Source organism: Streptomyces sp. NPDC101191, assembly GCF_044767915.1.
Classification (GTDB): domain Bacteria; phylum Actinomycetota; class Actinomycetes; order Streptomycetales; family Streptomycetaceae; genus Streptomyces.
This window is the reverse complement of record NZ_JBIWOU010000001.1, coordinates 1,373,275-1,388,348: the sequence shown is the minus strand read 5'-3', so window position 1 is coordinate 1,388,348 and position 15,074 is coordinate 1,373,275. Positions and strand designations below refer to the sequence as shown.

Annotated in this window: 14 protein-coding genes and 1 riboswitch; of the genes, 13 read left to right on the top strand and 1 reads right to left on the bottom strand. The window is 72.5% G+C overall.

The window, feature by feature from the left end; genetic code table 11:
• The first annotated feature begins 97 nt into the window (after positions 1 to 97).
• From ACIRQF_RS06025 to ACIRQF_RS05975, 11 genes are all read left to right on the top strand, one after another.
• A complete protein-coding gene (locus tag ACIRQF_RS06025; RefSeq protein ID WP_382482687.1) occupies positions 98 to 742 on the top strand; it encodes a TetR/AcrR family transcriptional regulator in 645 nt (214 codons plus the stop codon).
• A 346-nt stretch (positions 743 to 1,088) separates the two neighbouring features.
• Entirely contained in the window at positions 1,089 to 2,009 is a 921-nt protein-coding gene (gene hpnC / locus ACIRQF_RS06020; RefSeq protein WP_404089211.1) for a squalene synthase HpnC, read from the top strand.
• The gene (gene hpnD / locus ACIRQF_RS06015) at positions 2,006 to 2,956 is read left to right on the top strand and encodes a presqualene diphosphate synthase HpnD (RefSeq protein WP_404089209.1); all 951 of its coding nucleotides are present in this window, start codon (positions 2,006 to 2,008) and stop codon (positions 2,954 to 2,956) included. Before hpnC ends, hpnD begins: the two co-directional genes overlap by 4 nt.
• Before the next feature lie 121 nt (positions 2,957 to 3,077).
• A complete protein-coding gene (gene hpnE, locus ACIRQF_RS06010; protein WP_404089207.1) occupies positions 3,078 to 4,505 on the top strand; it encodes a hydroxysqualene dehydroxylase HpnE in 1,428 nt (475 codons plus the stop codon).
• The gene (locus ACIRQF_RS06005) at positions 4,502 to 5,602 is read left to right on the top strand and encodes a polyprenyl synthetase family protein (RefSeq protein ID WP_404089205.1); all 1,101 of its coding nucleotides are present in this window, start codon (positions 4,502 to 4,504) and stop codon (positions 5,600 to 5,602) included. The genes hpnE and ACIRQF_RS06005 overlap by 4 nt, the downstream gene beginning before the upstream one ends.
• Positions 5,603 to 5,710: 108 nt before the next feature.
• Positions 5,711 to 7,696, top strand: coding sequence for a squalene--hopene cyclase (shc, locus tag ACIRQF_RS06000; RefSeq protein WP_382482692.1), 1,986 nt, complete (start codon positions 5,711 to 5,713; stop codon positions 7,694 to 7,696).
• A complete protein-coding gene (locus ACIRQF_RS05995) occupies positions 7,696 to 8,349 on the top strand; it encodes a 1-hydroxy-2-methyl-2-butenyl 4-diphosphate reductase (RefSeq protein WP_389750188.1) in 654 nt (217 codons plus the stop codon). The genes shc and ACIRQF_RS05995 overlap by 1 nt, the downstream gene beginning before the upstream one ends.
• A 7-nt stretch (positions 8,350 to 8,356) precedes the next feature.
• Complete coding sequence (gene hpnH / locus ACIRQF_RS05990) at positions 8,357 to 9,379, top strand: adenosyl-hopene transferase HpnH (RefSeq protein WP_376631195.1); 1,023 nt, start codon at positions 8,357 to 8,359, stop codon at positions 9,377 to 9,379.
• Positions 9,380 to 9,388: 9 nt separating this feature from the next.
• On the top strand, positions 9,389 to 10,774 hold the full coding sequence (locus tag ACIRQF_RS05985) for an aspartate aminotransferase family protein (protein ID WP_404089202.1): 1,386 nt from the start codon (positions 9,389 to 9,391) through the stop codon (positions 10,772 to 10,774).
• A gap of 86 nt (positions 10,775 to 10,860) precedes the next feature.
• Positions 10,861 to 11,508, top strand: a complete 648-nt coding sequence (locus ACIRQF_RS05980) for a helix-turn-helix domain-containing protein (RefSeq protein ID WP_404089200.1) — start codon at positions 10,861 to 10,863, stop codon at positions 11,506 to 11,508.
• A 19-nt stretch (positions 11,509 to 11,527) separates the two neighbouring features.
• On the top strand, positions 11,528 to 11,683 hold the full coding sequence (locus ACIRQF_RS05975) for a DUF6126 family protein (protein ID WP_352186173.1): 156 nt from the start codon (positions 11,528 to 11,530) through the stop codon (positions 11,681 to 11,683).
• A 30-nt stretch (positions 11,684 to 11,713) separates the two neighbouring features.
• On the opposite strand, the gene ACIRQF_RS05970 is transcribed toward ACIRQF_RS05975, so the two are convergent.
• A complete protein-coding gene (locus ACIRQF_RS05970; protein WP_376631189.1) occupies positions 11,714 to 12,511 on the bottom strand; it encodes a tyrosine-protein phosphatase in 798 nt (265 codons plus the stop codon).
• A 372-nt stretch (positions 12,512 to 12,883) separates the two neighbouring features.
• Positions 12,884 to 13,035, top strand: a riboswitch (cyclic di-AMP (ydaO/yuaA leader).
• Positions 13,036 to 13,039: 4 nt separating this feature from the next.
• On the opposite strand from ACIRQF_RS05970, the gene ACIRQF_RS05965 reads away from it, so the two are divergent.
• Both ACIRQF_RS05965 and ACIRQF_RS05960 read left to right on the top strand, forming a co-directional pair.
• Positions 13,040 to 13,984 (top strand): peptidoglycan DD-metalloendopeptidase family protein, encoded by a 945-nt coding sequence (locus tag ACIRQF_RS05965; protein ID WP_404089197.1) that lies wholly within the window; start codon positions 13,040 to 13,042, stop codon positions 13,982 to 13,984.
• Between the two features lie 174 nt (positions 13,985 to 14,158).
• A complete protein-coding gene (locus ACIRQF_RS05960) occupies positions 14,159 to 14,953 on the top strand; it encodes an SGNH/GDSL hydrolase family protein (protein WP_376631186.1) in 795 nt (264 codons plus the stop codon).
• The last annotated feature ends 121 nt before the right edge of the window (positions 14,954 to 15,074 follow it).

The window sequence follows — 15,074 nt, the reverse complement described above, 5'->3', positions numbered from 1 at the left end:
TCGGCGGGGGCGGTTTCGTGTCCGGGAGCGTCCGGTTTTCGCGCGTCGCGAGCCCGCCCGGAATGTTCATGCGGTCAACATCGGGCAGGATGAGCGCATGGCAGCGATCTCCGGAGGAAAGACCTACCATCACGGCGATCTGCGCAACGCCCTCATCTGCGCGGCCGTCGGCCTCGCCACCGAAGGCGGCCCCGAGCGGGTCGTGCTCCGCGAGGCGGCCCGCCGCGTCGGCGTCTCGCCCACCGCCGCCTACCGGCACTTCGAGGGTCGTGGAGAGCTCCTGGCGGCCGTCCGGGACCACGCCCGGCGGGCGCTCGCCGACTCCATGGAGCGGGCCGCCGCGCGCGTCCCCGGCGCCGACGACCCCGCCCTCGCCGCCGAGGCCCGGCTGGCCGCCCTCTGCCGCGGCTACGTGGCCTTCGCCGTCGAGCAGCCCGGCCTCTACCGCTCCGCCTTCGGCGCGCCCCGCACCGAGTCCGCCGGCCGCTGCACCGACCCCGAGCCCCCCGCCGGCGAGGTGCGGGCCTTCACCCTGCTCACCGACGCCCTCGCCGCCCTCGCCGCGACCGCCCGCCCGCCCCGCGCCGCCCGCCCCGCCGCCGAGGCCGCCGCGTGGTCGGCCGTGCACGGCCTGTCGCTCCTCCTGCTCGAAGGCCCGCTCCGCCGACTGCCCGCCCAGCGCAGGGACGACGTCGTCGAATCCACCCTGGCCATGGTGGTCTCCGGCACCCGCGCTCCCTGAGGATCACGGCCGCGCTCGCCGCGCAGGGCCGGAGAAGGTCAGGGAATCGTGAACTCCCGCTCGTCACGGGAAGGTTGACCCGCCCCCCGGCGTTGTCCCCACGCGCCGGGCCCCCGGGCGCGGCACACGGCCTCGTACAACGTAAGCTGTACCGGTCTGTTTCGCGGCAAGTGGGGCGATACCCCTCGGCCCCCGGCCGCCAGGCGGTGGGCCACGGGCAGGGGTCGGCGGCGTGTCCGAAATAGGATGGGTTGGATCCGCAGTGTAGAACGGGAGATGTGACGGCCATGACGCAGAATCTCCAGCTCCACGAGGGTGTCGCCGTCCCCGCGTCGGGCAGCGGCCGGTGACGGGAACCGGGCAGGCGCGCCCCGACGCCGCCTCGCGCACCACACTCGGCAAGGCCGCGGACGAGAACTTCCCCGTGGCCCCCTTCTTCCTGCCGCGCGCCTGGCGCGACGACCTCATGGCCGTCTACGGCTTCGCCCGGCTCGTCGACGACATCGGCGACGGCGACCTCGCCCCCGGCGGCGCCGACGCGCGCCACCTGGGGGTGCCGCCCGAGCGGGCCGGCGACCGGCTCGCGATGCTCGACGCCTTCGAGGCCGACCTCCTGCGCGTCTTCGACCCCGCCGACTGCCCGCCCCGGCACCCGCTGCTGCGCGCCCTCGGCCCCACCGTCGAGCGCTGCGGCCTCCCCCGGGAGCCGTTCCTGGGCCTCGTCGCCGCCAACCGCCAGGACCAGCTGGTCCGGCGCTACGAGACCTACGACGACCTCCTCGCGTACTGCGAGCTCTCCGCCAACCCCGTCGGCCGGCTCGTCCTCGGCATCACCGGCACCGCCACCCCCGAGCGACTCCTCCGCTCCGACGAGATCTGCACGGCGCTGCAGATCGTCGAGCACCTCCAGGACGTCGCCGAGGACCTCGCGGCCGACCGGATCTACCTGCCCGCCGAGGACCTCAAGCGCTTCCACGTCACCGAGGACGACCTGGCCCGGCCCACCGCCGGCGCCTCGGTGCGCGCGCTGATCGCCTTCGAGGCCGACCGGGCCCGCACCCTGCTCGACGCCGGAGCGCCGCTCGTCGGCAGCGTCCACGGCCGCCTCCGGCTGCTGCTCGCCGGCTTCACCGCCGGCGGCCACGCGGCACTCGACGCGATCGCCGCCGCGGGCTTCGACGTCCTGCCCGGGCCGCCGAAGGCCACCAAACCGAGTCTGATGCGCCGGGCGGGCACCGTTCTGCTCGCGGCGCGGAGAGAGGGGTGAGCCGGACAGTGGAGGGACAGCCGCAACCGTCCGCGCCGGTCCAGGCCGCGTACGGCTACTGCGAGACCGTGACCGGTCAGCAGGCACGCAACTTCGCCTACGGGATCCGGCTGCTGCCGGCCGAGAAGCGGCAGGCCATGTCGGCGCTCTACGCCTTCTCGCGGCGCGTCGACGACATCGGCGACGGGCCGCTCCCGGCCGCCGAGAAGAAGGAGCGCCTGGAGGCGACCCGCGCGATCCTCGGGCGCGTCCACGCCGGGCAGGTCGCCGATGACGACACCGACCCGGTGGCCGTCGCGCTCGCCGACGCCGCCCGCCGCTTCCCGATCCCGCTCGGCGGGCTCGACGAGCTCATCGACGGCGTCCTCATGGACGTGCGCGGCGAGACCTACGAGACCTGGGACGAGCTCAAGGTCTACTGCCGCTGCGTGGCCGGTGCCATCGGGCGGCTGTCGCTCGGCGTCTTCGGCACCCAGTCCCGCGCGCCGGGCGCCGAGCGGGCGGCCGAGTACGCCGACACGCTCGGTCTCGCCCTCCAGCTCACCAACATCCTCCGGGACGTCCGCGAGGACGCCGGCAATGGCCGTACCTACCTGCCGGCCGACGATCTGGCCAAGTTCGGCTGCTCCGACGGCTTCGCCGGCGGCAACCCGCCCGCGGGCGCCGACTTCGCCGGACTGGTCCACTTCGAGGTGCGCCGGGCGCGTGCCCTCTTCGCGGAGGGCTACCGGCTGCTGCCGATGCTCGACCGCCGCAGCGGCGCCTGCGTCGCCGCGATGGCCGGCATCTACCGCCGCCTCCTCGACCGCATCGAACGCGACCCGGCGGCCGTGCTGCGCGGCCGGGTCTCGCTCCCCGGCCACGAGAAGGCCTACGTCGCGGTCCGCGGCCTCTCCGGTCTCGACGCCCGCCACATCTCCCGCCGTACGGTCAGGAGGCCCGCGTGACGTCCGACCGTGCCGCAGCGGACTGCGGAGACCGTGGCCCCCGCAGATGCGCGGGCCACGCGGTCTCAACCCGGAGCGCCCGTGGTGCGTCCCTGACCACGACGTCCCGAGGGGAGGACGCATGACCGCCGACCGTACCGAGCGCACGGGCGCCGCGTCCCTGACGGGGCACGGCGGCCGCCGGCCGCACGTCGTCGTCGTCGGCGGCGGCCTCGCCGGCGTGACCAGCGCGCTGCAGCTCGCCGAGAGCGGCGTCCGGGTCACCCTGCTCGAAGGGCGCCCCAGGCTCGGCGGCCTCGCCTTCTCGTTCAAGCGCGGCGACCTCACCGTCGACAACGGCCAGCACGTCTACCTGCGCTGCTGCACCGCCTACCGCTGGTTCCTCGACCGGGTGGACGGCGCCGGCCTCGCGCCCCTGCAGCCGCGCCTCGACGTGCCCGTGCTCGACGTCGGGCACCCGCGCGGGCCCCGGCTCGGGCGGCTGCGCCGTGACGCCCTGCCCGTACCGCTGCACCTGGCGCGCAGCCTCGCCACCTACCCGCATCTCTCGCCCGCCGAGCGGGCGAGCGTCGGGCGGGCCGCGCTCGCGCTGAAGAAGCTCGACCCCGCCGACCCGGCCCTCGACGGCATCGACTTCGCCACCTGGCTCGGCCGCCACGGGCAGTCCGCCCGCGCCGTCGAGGCCCTGTGGGACCTCGTCGGCATCCCCACCCTCAACGCCCCTGCCCCGCAGGCCTCCATGGGCCTCGCCGCGATGGTGTTCAAGACCGGGCTGCTCTCGGAGAAGGGCGCCGCCGACATCGGCTGGGCGCACGTCCCGCTCGGCGAACTGCACGACACCCGGGCCCGCAAGGCCCTCGACTCCCTCGGCGTCCGCACCGAACTGCGGACCAAGGCCGAGCGGATCGCCCGCACCGACGACGGACGCTGGACCGTCGAGGTGCCGGGGGAGACCCTGGAGGCCGACGCCGTCGTCCTCGCCGTACCGCAGCGGGAGACCCGCGAGCTGCTGCCCGAGGGCGCCCTCGACGACCCGGACCGGCTCCTCGACATCGGCACCGCCCCCATCCTGAACCTGCACGTGATCTACGACCGCAAGGTGCTGCGCCGACCGTTCTTCGCCGCGCTCGGCTCCCCGGTCCAGTGGGTCTTCGACCGCACCGACTCGTCCGGCCTGACCGGCCCGGGCCAGTACCTCGCGATCTCCCAGTCCGCCGCCCAGGACGAGATCGACGAGCCCGTCGCCGCACTCCGCGAGCGCTACCTCCCCGAGCTGGAGCGGCTGCTGCCCGCCGCCCGCGGCGCGGGGATCCGGGACTTCTTCGTCACCCGCGAACGGACCGCCACCTTCGCCCCGACCCCTGGCGTCGGCCGGCTCCGCCCCGGCGCCCGTACCCACGTCCCCGGCCTCTGTCTGGCCGGCGCCTGGACCGCCACCGGCTGGCCCGCGACCATGGAGGGTGCGGTCCGCAGCGGCTTCAGCGCCGCGGGCGCCGCGCTCTCCGCCCTCGGCCGCCGCTACGAACATCCGCTGCAGGAGGCGGCATGAGTGTGAGTACCGGAACTAGAGGAGAGACCGTGCCGACTGTGCCCCCGGGAGATCCGGCCGTCGACACCGCGGACGTCGCCGCACTGCTGGAACGGGGCCGGACGCTGTCCACGCCCGTCATGCGGGCGGCCGTCGACCGTCTCGCAGCCCCCATGGACACCGTCGCCGCCTACCACTTCGGCTGGATCGACGCCCAGGGCAACCCGACCGAGGGGGACAGCGGCAAGGCCGTCCGCCCGGCGCTCGCGCTGATCTCCGCCGAGGCGGCGGGCGCCGCCCCCGAGGTCGGCATCCCCGGCGCCGTCGCCGTGGAGCTCGTGCACAACTTCTCGCTGCTCCACGACGACCTGATGGACGGCGACGAGCAGCGCCGTCACCGCGACACGGTCTGGAAGGTGCACGGCCCCGCCCAGGCCATCCTGGTCGGCGACGCCCTCTTCGCCCTCGCCAACGAGCTGCTGCTGGAGCTCGGCACCGTCGAGGCCGGCCGCGCCACCCGCCGGCTGACCACCGCCACCCGCAAGCTCATCGACGGGCAGGCCCAGGACATCTCCTACGAGCACCGCGAGCGGGTCACCGTCGAGGAGTGCCTGGAGATGGAGGGCAACAAGACCGGCGCCCTGCTCGCCTGCGCCGTCTCCATCGGCGCCGTCCTCGGCGGCGCGGACGACCGCACCGCCGACAAGCTGGAGGAGTACGGCTACCACCTGGGCCTCGCCTTCCAGGCCGTGGACGACCTCCTCGGCATCTGGGGCGACCCGGAGGCCACCGGCAAGCAGACCTGGAGCGACCTGCGCCAGCGCAAGAAGTCGCTGCCCGTCGTCGCCGCCCTCGCGGCCGGCGGCCCCGCCTCCGAGCGGCTCGGCGAACTGCTCGCCGCCGACGCCAAGAGCAGCGACTTCGACTCCTTCTCGGAGGAGGAGTTCGCGTTCCGCGCGGCCCTCATCGAGGAGGCCGGCGGCCGCGAGTGGACCTCGCAGGAAGCCCGCCGCCAGCACACCATCGCCATCGAGGCGCTGCACGACGTGGATCTGCCGGCCCATGTCCGCGCCCAGCTCACCGCGCTGGCCGATTTCGTCGTCGTACGGAAGAGATGATCACCATCACTCTGATATGAGTTCGCAGTCGCCGGCCGGTGCCACCCGGCACCGGCCGACGGCAGACCCGAAGAAGCAGAAGTAGAGCTACTGCACGAAGGGGAAGCCATGACAGCGACGACCGACGGAAGCGCCGGGGCCGTGGGACCCCGAGCAGCCGCGGCCAGCGAAACGACCACCGTCAGCACCGGAGCGCTCGACGAGGCCGCCGCCAAGGCGGCGGAACGCTCCGTGGACCACCTGCTCGGCCGCCAGGACGCCGAAGGCTGGTGGAAGGGCGACCTGGAGACCAACGTCACCATGGACGCCGAGGACCTGCTGCTCCGCCAGTTCCTCGGGATCCTCGACCCGGACACCACCCGCGCGGCCGCCCTCCACATCCGCGGCGAACAGCGCCCGGACGGCACCTGGGCCACCTTCTACGAGGGGCCCGGCGAGCTCTCCGCCACCATCGAGGCCTACGTCGCCCTGCGGCTCGCCGGGGACCGCCCCGAGGACCCGCACATGGCCCGCGCCTCGGCCTGGATCCGGGAGCACGGCGGCATCGCCGAGGCCCGCGTCTTCACCCGGATCTGGCTCGCCCTGTTCGGCTGGTGGCGTTGGGAGGACCTGCCCGAACTGCCGCCCGAACTGATCTTCCTGCCGAGCTGGTTCCCGCTCAACATCTACGACTTCGGCTGCTGGGCCCGGCAGACGATCGTGCCGCTCACGGTCGTGTCCGCCAAGCGGCCGGTACGCCCGGCCCCCTTCGGGCTGGACGAGCTCCACACCGACCCGGCCCGGCCCAGCCCGGCCCGGCCCCTCGCGCCCGCGTTCAGCTGGGACGGCTTCTTCCAGCGCGCCGACAAGGGGCTGCACCTCTACCGCAAGGTGGCCCCCCGCCTGCTGCGGAAGACCGCCATGGACGTCGCCGCCCGCTGGATCGTCGAACGGCAGGAGAACGACGGCTGCTGGGGCGGGATCCAGCCGCCCGCCGTCTACTCGGTGATCGCGCTGCACCTCCTCGGCTACGACCTCCAGCACCCGGTGATGCGCGCCGGTCTGGAGTCGCTCGACCGGTTCGCCGTGTGGCGCGAGGACGGCGCCCGCATGATCGAGGCCTGCCAGTCCCCGGTCTGGGACACCTGCCTCGCCACGATCGCGCTCGCCGACGCCGGTGTCCGGCCCGACCACCCCGCGCTCGTCAAGGCGGTCGACTGGATGCTCGGCGAGGAGATCCTCCGCAAGGGCGACTGGGCCGTGCGCAAGCCCCGACTGCAGCCGGGCGGCTGGGCATTCGAGTTCCACAACGACAACTACCCCGACATCGACGACACCGCCGAGGTCATCCTCGCGCTGCGCCGGGTGAAGCACCCCGAACCCGAGCGGGTCGAGGCGGCCGTCCGCCGCGGCGCCCGGTGGACCGCCGGCATGCAGTCCCGGAACGGCGCCTGGGCGGCCTTCGACGCCGACAACACGAGCCGCCTGCCCAACCGGCTGCCGTTCTGCGACTTCGGTGAGGTCATCGATCCGCCGTCGGCCGATGTCACCGCCCACGTCGTGGAGATGCTCGCCCACGAGGGCAAGGCCGACCACCCCCGCACCCGCCGCGGCATCGACTGGCTCCTCGCCGAACAGGAGCCCAGCGGTGCCTGGTTCGGCCGCTGGGGCGTCAACTACGTGTACGGCACGGGCTCGGTGGTCCCGGCCCTCACCGCCGCCGGGATCGCGCGCAGCCACCCGGCGATCCGGCGGGCCGTCGGCTGGCTGGAGTCCGTACAGAACGAGGACGGGGGCTGGGGCGAGGACCTGCGCTCCTACCGGAAGCGCCAGGGAATGGGGCGCGGTGCCTCCACCGCCTCCCAGACGGCCTGGGCGCTGATCGCCCTGCTCGCGGCCGGCGAGCGGGAGTCCCAGGCGGTCCGCCGGGGCGTCGCCTGGCTCGTCGCGACCCAGCGGGAGGACGGCTCCTGGGACGAGCCGTACTTCACCGGCACCGGCTTCCCCTGGGACTTCTCCATCAACTACCACCTCTACCGCCAGGTCTTCCCGCTCACCGCGCTCGGCCGCTACGTGAACGGCGAGCCCGTACTCCACGGCCGGGGGACCGGCTGATGGCCCGGGAGCCGGCCAGAGCGGCAGCCGTCCCCCCGCTGCTGGTCGCCTGCGCGCTCGGCATCGAGAAGTTCGCCCTGCGCAGCGGCGACCGCGGCGGGGCGCCCGCGCCCGTGACGGTGGTCAGGACCGGGATGGGCCCCGCGCACGCGCACCGGGTGGTCTCCCGCGCCCTCGACCGCGAGCCCTGGCGGGACGCGGCCGTCGTCGCCTCCGGCTTCTGCGCCGGACTCGCACCGGGGATGCACCCCGGCGACCTGATCGTCGCCGAGGAGACCCGCGACTCCGAGGGCACCACCCCTTGCGTGGGCACCGAACTGCTCGTCAAGGCACTCACCCGGGCGCTGCCCGGGAGCACCGTGCACACCGGCCTGCTGACCGGCTCCGACCACGTGGTGCGCGGCCCCGAGCGGGCCGCGCTGCTGGCCGGCGGGGCCATCGCCGTCGACATGGAGTCCGCCGCCACCCTGCGGACCGCCACCGCCGCCGGACCCCGTCCGGTTGCGGCCGTCCGGGTGGTCGTGGACGCTCCGGAACATGAACTGGTACGGATCGGCACGGTACGCGGGGGAATATCGGCCTTCCGCGTCCTTCGTGCCGTCCTTCCCGCATTCTTCGAATGGCACCGTTCTTTGCTGCTCCCCAGGAGGTGAGCGAGTTATGGCCATGCCGCTCCGTCAGTCCATCCGGGTCGGGACCTACCTCTTCGAACAGAAGCTCCGCAAGCGGGACAAGTTCCCGCTCATCGTCGAGCTGGAGCCGCTGTTCGCCTGCAACCTCAAGTGCGAGGGCTGCGGCAAGATCCAGCACCCGGCGGGCGTGCTCAAGCAGCGCATGCCGGTCGCCCAGGCGGTCGGCGCCGTCCTGGAGTCCGGGGCGCCGATGGTCTCCATCGCCGGTGGCGAACCGTTGATGCACCCTCAGATCGACGAGATCGTGCGCCAGCTCGTGGCCAAGCGCAAGTACGTCTTCCTGTGCACCAACGCGATGCTGCTGCGCAAGAAGCTCGACGACTTCACCCCCTCCCCGTACTTCGCCTTCGCCGTGCACATCGACGGACTGCGGGAACGGCACGACGAGTCGGTCGCCAAGGAAGGCGTCTTCGACGAGGCCGTCGCGGCGATCAAGGAGGCCAAGCGGCGCGGATTCCGGGTCACGACCAATTCGACGTTCTTCAACACCGACACCCCGCAGACGATCATCGAGGTGCTCAACTTCCTCAACGACGACCTCCAGGTCGACGAAATGATGATCTCGCCCGCCTATGCCTACGAAAAGGCTCCTGACCAGGAGCACTTCCTCGGCGTCGAGCAGACCAGGGAACTCTTCAAGAAGGCATTCGCAGGCGGAAACCGGCGGCGCTGGCGACTCAACCATTCGCCGCTCTTCCTCGACTTCCTCGAAGGCAAGGCCGATTTCCCGTGCACCGCGTGGGCGATCCCCAACTACTCCCTCTTCGGGTGGCAGCGCCCCTGCTATCTGATGAGCGACGGCTACGTCCCGACCTACCGCGAGCTCATCGAGGAGACGGACTGGGACAAGTACGGCCGCGGCAAGGACCCGCGCTGCGCCAACTGCATGGCGCACTGCGGCTACGAGCCCACCGCCGTCCTCGCCACCATGGGCTCGCTCAAGGAATCCCTGCGCGCGGTCCGCGAGACCGTCAACGGGAACAACGGGTGAGCGTGGGCCATGACCGGTGAGTTCGACCTGCGGGCGCTGCTCGCCGAACGGGGTGGCGAGCGCTACGAGCTGCACGCCCGCCACCTCAACCACCAGCTGCCGAGGATGCTCCGGACCATCGGCTTCGACAAGGTGTACGAGCGGGCCGAGGGCGCCCACTTCTGGGACGCCGACGGTGCCGACTACCTCGACATGCTCGCCGGCTTCGGCGTCATGGGCCTCGGCCGGCACCATCCCGTCGTGCGCAAGGCGCTGCACGACGTCCTCGACGCGCAGCTCGCCGACCTCACCCGCTTCGACTGCCAGCCGCTGCCCGGACTGCTCGCCGAGCGGCTGCTCGCGCACAGCCCCCACCTCGACCGGGTGTTCTTCGGCAACAGCGGCACCGAGGCCGTCGAGACCGCGCTGAAGTTCGCCCGGTACGCCACCGGCCGGCCGAGGATCGTCTACTGCACCCATGCCTTCCACGGCCTCACCACCGGCTCCCTCTCGGTCAACGGCGAGCAGGGCTTCCGGGAGGGCTTCGCACCGCTGCTGCCCGACACGCCGATCGACCTCGGCGACCTCGACGCCCTGGAACGCGAGCTGCGCAAGGGCGACGTGGCCGGCTTCGTCGTCGAACCCGTCCAGGGCAAGGGGGTGCACGAGGCCCCGCCCGGCTTCCTGCTCGCGGCCCAGGAGCTGCTGCACCGGCACGGCGCCCTGCTCATCGCCGACGAGGTGCAGACCGGACTCGGGCGGACCGGCGACTTCTACGCGTACCAGCACGAGGACGGCGTCGAGCCGGACCTGGTCTGCGTCGCCAAGGCGCTCTCCGGCGGCTACGTGCCGGTCGGGGCGACCCTGGGGAAGGACTGGATCTTCAAGAAGGTCTACTCGTCGATGGACCGGGTGCTCGTCCACTCGGCCAGCTTCGGGTCGAACGCCCAGGCCATGGCGGCCGGGCTCGCGGTGCTCTCGGTGATGGAGTCCGAGGGCACGGTCGCGCACGTCCGCCGGACGGGCGAGCTGCTCGCCGGGCGGCTGCGCGAGCTCGTACCGCGCTACGAGTTGCTGAAGGAGATCCGGGGCCGGGGGCTGATGATCGGCATCGAGTTCGGCCGCCCCTCCTCGCTCGGCCTGCGCAGTCGCTGGACGATGCTGCAGGCCGCCCGCAAGGGACTCTTCGCCCAGATGGTCGTGGTGCCCCTGCTCCAGCGCCACCGCATCCTGACCCAGGTGTCGGGAGACCACCTGGAGGTGATCAAACTGATTCCGCCGCTGGTCATCGACGAGGCGGACGTGGACCGCTTCGTCACCGCCTTCACGGCGGTGATGGACGACGCCCACGGAGGCGGCGGACTGATGTGGGACTTCGGGAAGACACTGGTCAAGCAGGCCGTCGCACAGCGCTGACGGCGCACCGTCCGGATCCGGCCCACCGGCTTTGCCTCGGAGGCAACAAATTTGCCTCCGAGGCATGATCCTGGCGGAATGGACGCATGGACCACGTCCCCGGGGATCCCGCCCCGGAACCTGCCGCCCGCGCCGCTCGCGGCGCTCTCGACGTCCCGCCGGACGTCGCCCCGCAGCTGCGGGCCCTGCGCCGGCGCAGGGGGCTCACCCTGGAGGCCGCCGCGCAGCGGGCCGGTCTCTCCCCGGCCCATCTCTCCCGGCTGGAGACGGGGAACCGGCAGCCCTCGCTGCCGATGCTGCTCGCCCTCGCCCGTATCTACGGTACGACGGTGTCCGAGCTCCTCGGCGAGCTGCCGACCGAGCGCGACCCCGTCGTCCGGGCCGGCCGCTCCGATCCGGTCGAGGCCGACGGCTGGATCTACCGCCAGGCCGGCGGGGCGGGACGCGCGATGCAGTGCCTGCGCGTGCACGTGCCCTACGCCACCAGCGCCGACATCGTGCGGGTCCATCCCGGCGAGGAGTGGATCCACGTGATCGAGGGACGCGTGCGCCTCGCACTCGGCGAGGCCGTGCACATCCTCGATCCCGGGGACAGCGCGCACTTCGACTCGCTCACCCCGCACCGGATCGGCGCCGCCACCCGCGCCGGGGCCGAACTGCTCTTCGTCCACACCCTCCTGCAGAGTCCCGTCGCCGAGCTGTGCCTCGGTGACGGGACCCCGCACCGGCGCTGACAACCCGAAAGGTAGTGCTATGTCCGAGAAGTCCGCTCCGGTCACCGGCGAGGAGCGCGAAGCCGGCAAGTTTCCCAAGGGGCTGGTGCTCCGCCTCTTCGCGTACCTGGTCGCGGGGCACCTCTTCGCCGGTTTCCTCTACCTGCTCTTCATGCTCGGCGGGCAGAACCAGTAGCCGGGGCCGGCCGGGACCGGGGCGACGACCTCAAGCCTCCGACAGCAGGCGTGCGCGGAGGCGCTCCCGGGTCTCCGGGGCGAGTCCGAGGCCCTGGGTGAGGTAGGCGTCCACCGAGCCCCAGGTCGTGTCGATCGTCTCGAAGGCGGCCCGCAGGTACTCCACCCGCGCGTCGAAGAGCGGGCTCAGCAGCTCCATCACCTCGGGCGCCATGCCGTCCGGGGCGGTGGAGCTGCGCTGCACCTTGTAGCGGCGGTGCGGGGCGTTCGACTTCAGGTAGTCGGCCTCGACGGCCTCGCGCTCGACGCCGACGGCCAGCAGCGAGATCGCGACGGACAGGCCGGCCCGGTCCTTGCCGGCGGCGCAGTGCATCAGGGCGGGGACGCTGTCCTCGGCCATCGCGTGCAGCACGCGGCTGTGCTCCGCCGTGCGCTCGACCATCATCTTCCGGTACGAACCGGACATACGGGCGGCGGCCTTGCCGTCGGCGAGAAGCTCGCGCAGTTGCGCCAGGTCGCCCTGGCGCACCATCTGCCAGAACTCCTTCCCGTCGGCGGGATCGCTCAGGGGTATGTTCACGTTCCGCACGCCCGGCAGGGCGACGTCGTCCCCCTCGAAGCGCCGGTCGGCGTCGTTGCGGAAGTCGAACACGGTGTGCAGACCGAGGGTGGCCAGGAACGCGGCGTCCTCGGCGGTGGCGTGGGCCAGGTGGCCGCTGCGGAAGAGGCGTCCGGGGCGCACGGACCGGCCGTCCACGGTCGGCAGTCCGCCCAGATCGCGGAAGTTGCGTACGCCGGTGAGCTCGGGCTCGGTCGTCGCTTGCGTCACGGTTGCTCCTGGTCTCGAGATCGGTTCCTGGGGCAATCATCCAGGTGAGGGGCCCCGCACGCACCCCCTCGGGAGGGAATGAGTGTTCTGTCCGAATTGAGGGTTTGGCGGTAACGCGCCCGGATTCCTTGGGAGATGGGCAGCGGGGCGTGAGCAGCGTCATAGACGTGACGGACCGTGCCTGATCGTCTTTTCCAAATTCCCTTCCGGAAAGGGAAATCGAGGGACCGTCATCCACGGAGGGTGACCGTAATTCCCGCCCCCTTTCCCCGAATCGGCACTGGCGGGAAATCGGCGGCTTGTTCCCGTCGACCCCGCTCGTCTAGCGTCGCGCTCAATCCGGACGGACCGCCTAATCCTGCCGCCGACCGGAATCCGCACCCACCCGTACGCGGCAGGAGCGGGGGACCCAGGTAGTACGCCGATCCCTCGATGAAGGACGGCTCGGGGTGAAGTCGCGACCAGCGGCCGGACATCTCCAGTCCGAACCCGACAGCTCACCTCGCAGGCGACGGAGAGGAATTCGCCATGCCCGTGAAGGGTAAGCACCGCCGTCCCAAGGCCAACCCGATCACCCGCGGGTTCGTGGCCGCCGGAGCCGGAGGGGCCGTCGTCGCCCTCCCGCTCATCGGCGCCACCGGCGCGCACGCCGCCGAGCAGGCCGCCCCGACCGTCACCCCGCAGCAGGCCGTCGCCGTCGTGGCGCCCGCCGCCGTGACCCCGGCCAAGGCTCCGGCCGCGGCCCCGAAGTCGTACACCGTCGTCCGCGGCGACTACCTGTCCAAGATCGCCACCGAGCACCACGTGGCCGGCGGCTGGCAGAAGCTCTACCGCGACAACCGCCAGGTCGTCGGCGGCAACCCGTCGCTGATCCTGCCGGGCATGAAGCTCACCCTCGGCGCCAAGAACACCGCCAAGGCGACGCACCACCCGAAGGCCGCCGCGGAGCGCAGCCAGAAGGCTTCCGGCGACTCGACCCGCGCCTCGCGCGGCAGCGAGCGCAGCTCGGCCCCGGCCTCCGCCGCGAGCTCCTCGTCGTCCTCCTCGGCCGGCACGACCTCCTCCTCCGGCTGGGTCGCCCCCATCGCGGGCGCCGGTGTCGGCACCGCGTACAAGACCGCCGGCGCGATGTGGTCCTCCGGCTACCACACCGGCATCGACTTCGTCGCCTCCACCGGCACCAGCGTCCACGCGGTCGGCCCGGGCACCGTCTACTCCGCCGGTGACGGCGGGGCCTACGGAAACCAGGTCGTCATCCAGCACGCCGACGGCACCTTCTCGCAGTACGCCCACCTGTCCTCGATCTCCGTCTCCGCCGGCCAGACCGTCACCGGCGGCCAGGAGATCGGTCTCTCCGGTGCGACCGGCAACGTCACCGGCCCGCACCTGCACTTCGAGATGCGGACCGGCCCGGACTACGGCTCCGACATCGACCCGGTGGCCGCTCTGCGCCAGCACGGCGTGAGCATCTGACATCGCGTCAGTACCGTGTCGGCCTGACGTCGACACTCCGGAGGCCCGGCACCCTGTGCCGGGCCTCCGGTGTATTCCGGCTTGGGACAATCTTTATCGGTGGCATATGTCACCCGACGTCAACCCCTCCTTACGGTCGCGTAGGTCACATGAGGAGGGGAAAAATGTGCTCCCGTGGCAGACGATTCGAGATCAACAGACAAGAACGCATTCGGGTCGTACGCGGCGATCGGTGACAGCTTCACCGAGGGGGTCGGGGATCCCGGGCCCGACGGGGCGTACGCCGGCTGGGCGGACCGGTTCGCGGTCCTGCTTGCCGACCAGCTGCCGGAGGACGCGGACTTCCGGTACGCCAATCTCGCCGTACGGGGGCGCCTTCTCGACCAGATCGTCGCGGAACAGGTTCCGAGGGCGAAGGAACTCGCCCCCGACCTGGTGACCTTCTGCGCCGGCGGAAACGACATCATCCGCCCCGGCACCGACCCCGACGACGTGGCCGAGCGCTTCGAGCGTGCCGTGTCCGACCTCACCTCCGCCGTCGGCACCGTCATGGTGACCACCGGCTTCGACACCCGTGACGTGATCCTGCTCAAGCACCTGCGGGGCAAGATCGCCACCTACAACGGGCACGTCCGGGCCATCGCCGACCGGTACGGCTGCCCGGTGCTCGACCTGTGGTCGCTGAAGTCCGTCCAGGACCGGCGCGCCTGGGACGAGGACCGGCTCCACCTGTCGCCCGAGGGCCACACCCGGGTCGCGCTCCGCGCCGCCCAGGTCCTCGGCATGCCCGTACCGGCCGACCCGGAGCAGCCGTGGCCGCCGCTGCCGCCCCGCGGCGCCCTGGAGGTCCGCAAGGACGACATCCACTGGGCCAGGGAGTACCTGGTCCCCTGGATCGGACGCCGGCTGCGCGGCGAGAGCTCCGGCGACCACGTCGCGGCCAAGCGCCCGGACCTCATGCCGCTCTAGGAGCGGCCCGGCCGGCGGATCCCGTCCCTGCCGGCGGATCCCGTCCCGGCCGGTGGATCCGGGCCGGGTCCGCGAGGCAGTGGCGGGTCCGCGAGGCCGTGGCGGGTCCGCCACGGCCCCG

Excerpts from the sequence above, each read along its gene's own strand:
- hpnE (WP_404089207.1), top strand. The coding sequence starts at position 3,078 with ATGACCGCCGACCGTACCGAGCGCACGGGCGCCGCGTCCCTGACGGGG.
- hpnH (WP_376631195.1), top strand. The coding sequence starts at position 8,357 with ATGGCCATGCCGCTCCGTCAGTCCATCCGGGTCGGGACCTACCTCTTC.
- ACIRQF_RS05980 (WP_404089200.1), top strand. The coding sequence starts at position 10,861 with ATGGACCACGTCCCCGGGGATCCCGCCCCGGAACCTGCCGCCCGCGCC.
- ACIRQF_RS06005 (WP_404089205.1), top strand. The coding sequence starts at position 4,502 with ATGAGTGTGAGTACCGGAACTAGAGGAGAGACCGTGCCGACTGTGCCC.
- ACIRQF_RS05975 (WP_352186173.1), top strand. The coding sequence starts at position 11,528 with ATGTCCGAGAAGTCCGCTCCGGTCACCGGCGAGGAGCGCGAAGCCGGC.
- ACIRQF_RS06025 (WP_382482687.1), top strand. The coding sequence starts at position 98 with ATGGCAGCGATCTCCGGAGGAAAGACCTACCATCACGGCGATCTGCGC.
- shc (WP_382482692.1), top strand. The coding sequence starts at position 5,711 with ATGACAGCGACGACCGACGGAAGCGCCGGGGCCGTGGGACCCCGAGCA.
- ACIRQF_RS05995 (WP_389750188.1), top strand. The coding sequence starts at position 7,696 with ATGGCCCGGGAGCCGGCCAGAGCGGCAGCCGTCCCCCCGCTGCTGGTC.
- ACIRQF_RS05965 (WP_404089197.1), top strand. The coding sequence starts at position 13,040 with ATGCCCGTGAAGGGTAAGCACCGCCGTCCCAAGGCCAACCCGATCACC.
- ACIRQF_RS05985 (WP_404089202.1), top strand. The coding sequence starts at position 9,389 with ATGACCGGTGAGTTCGACCTGCGGGCGCTGCTCGCCGAACGGGGTGGC.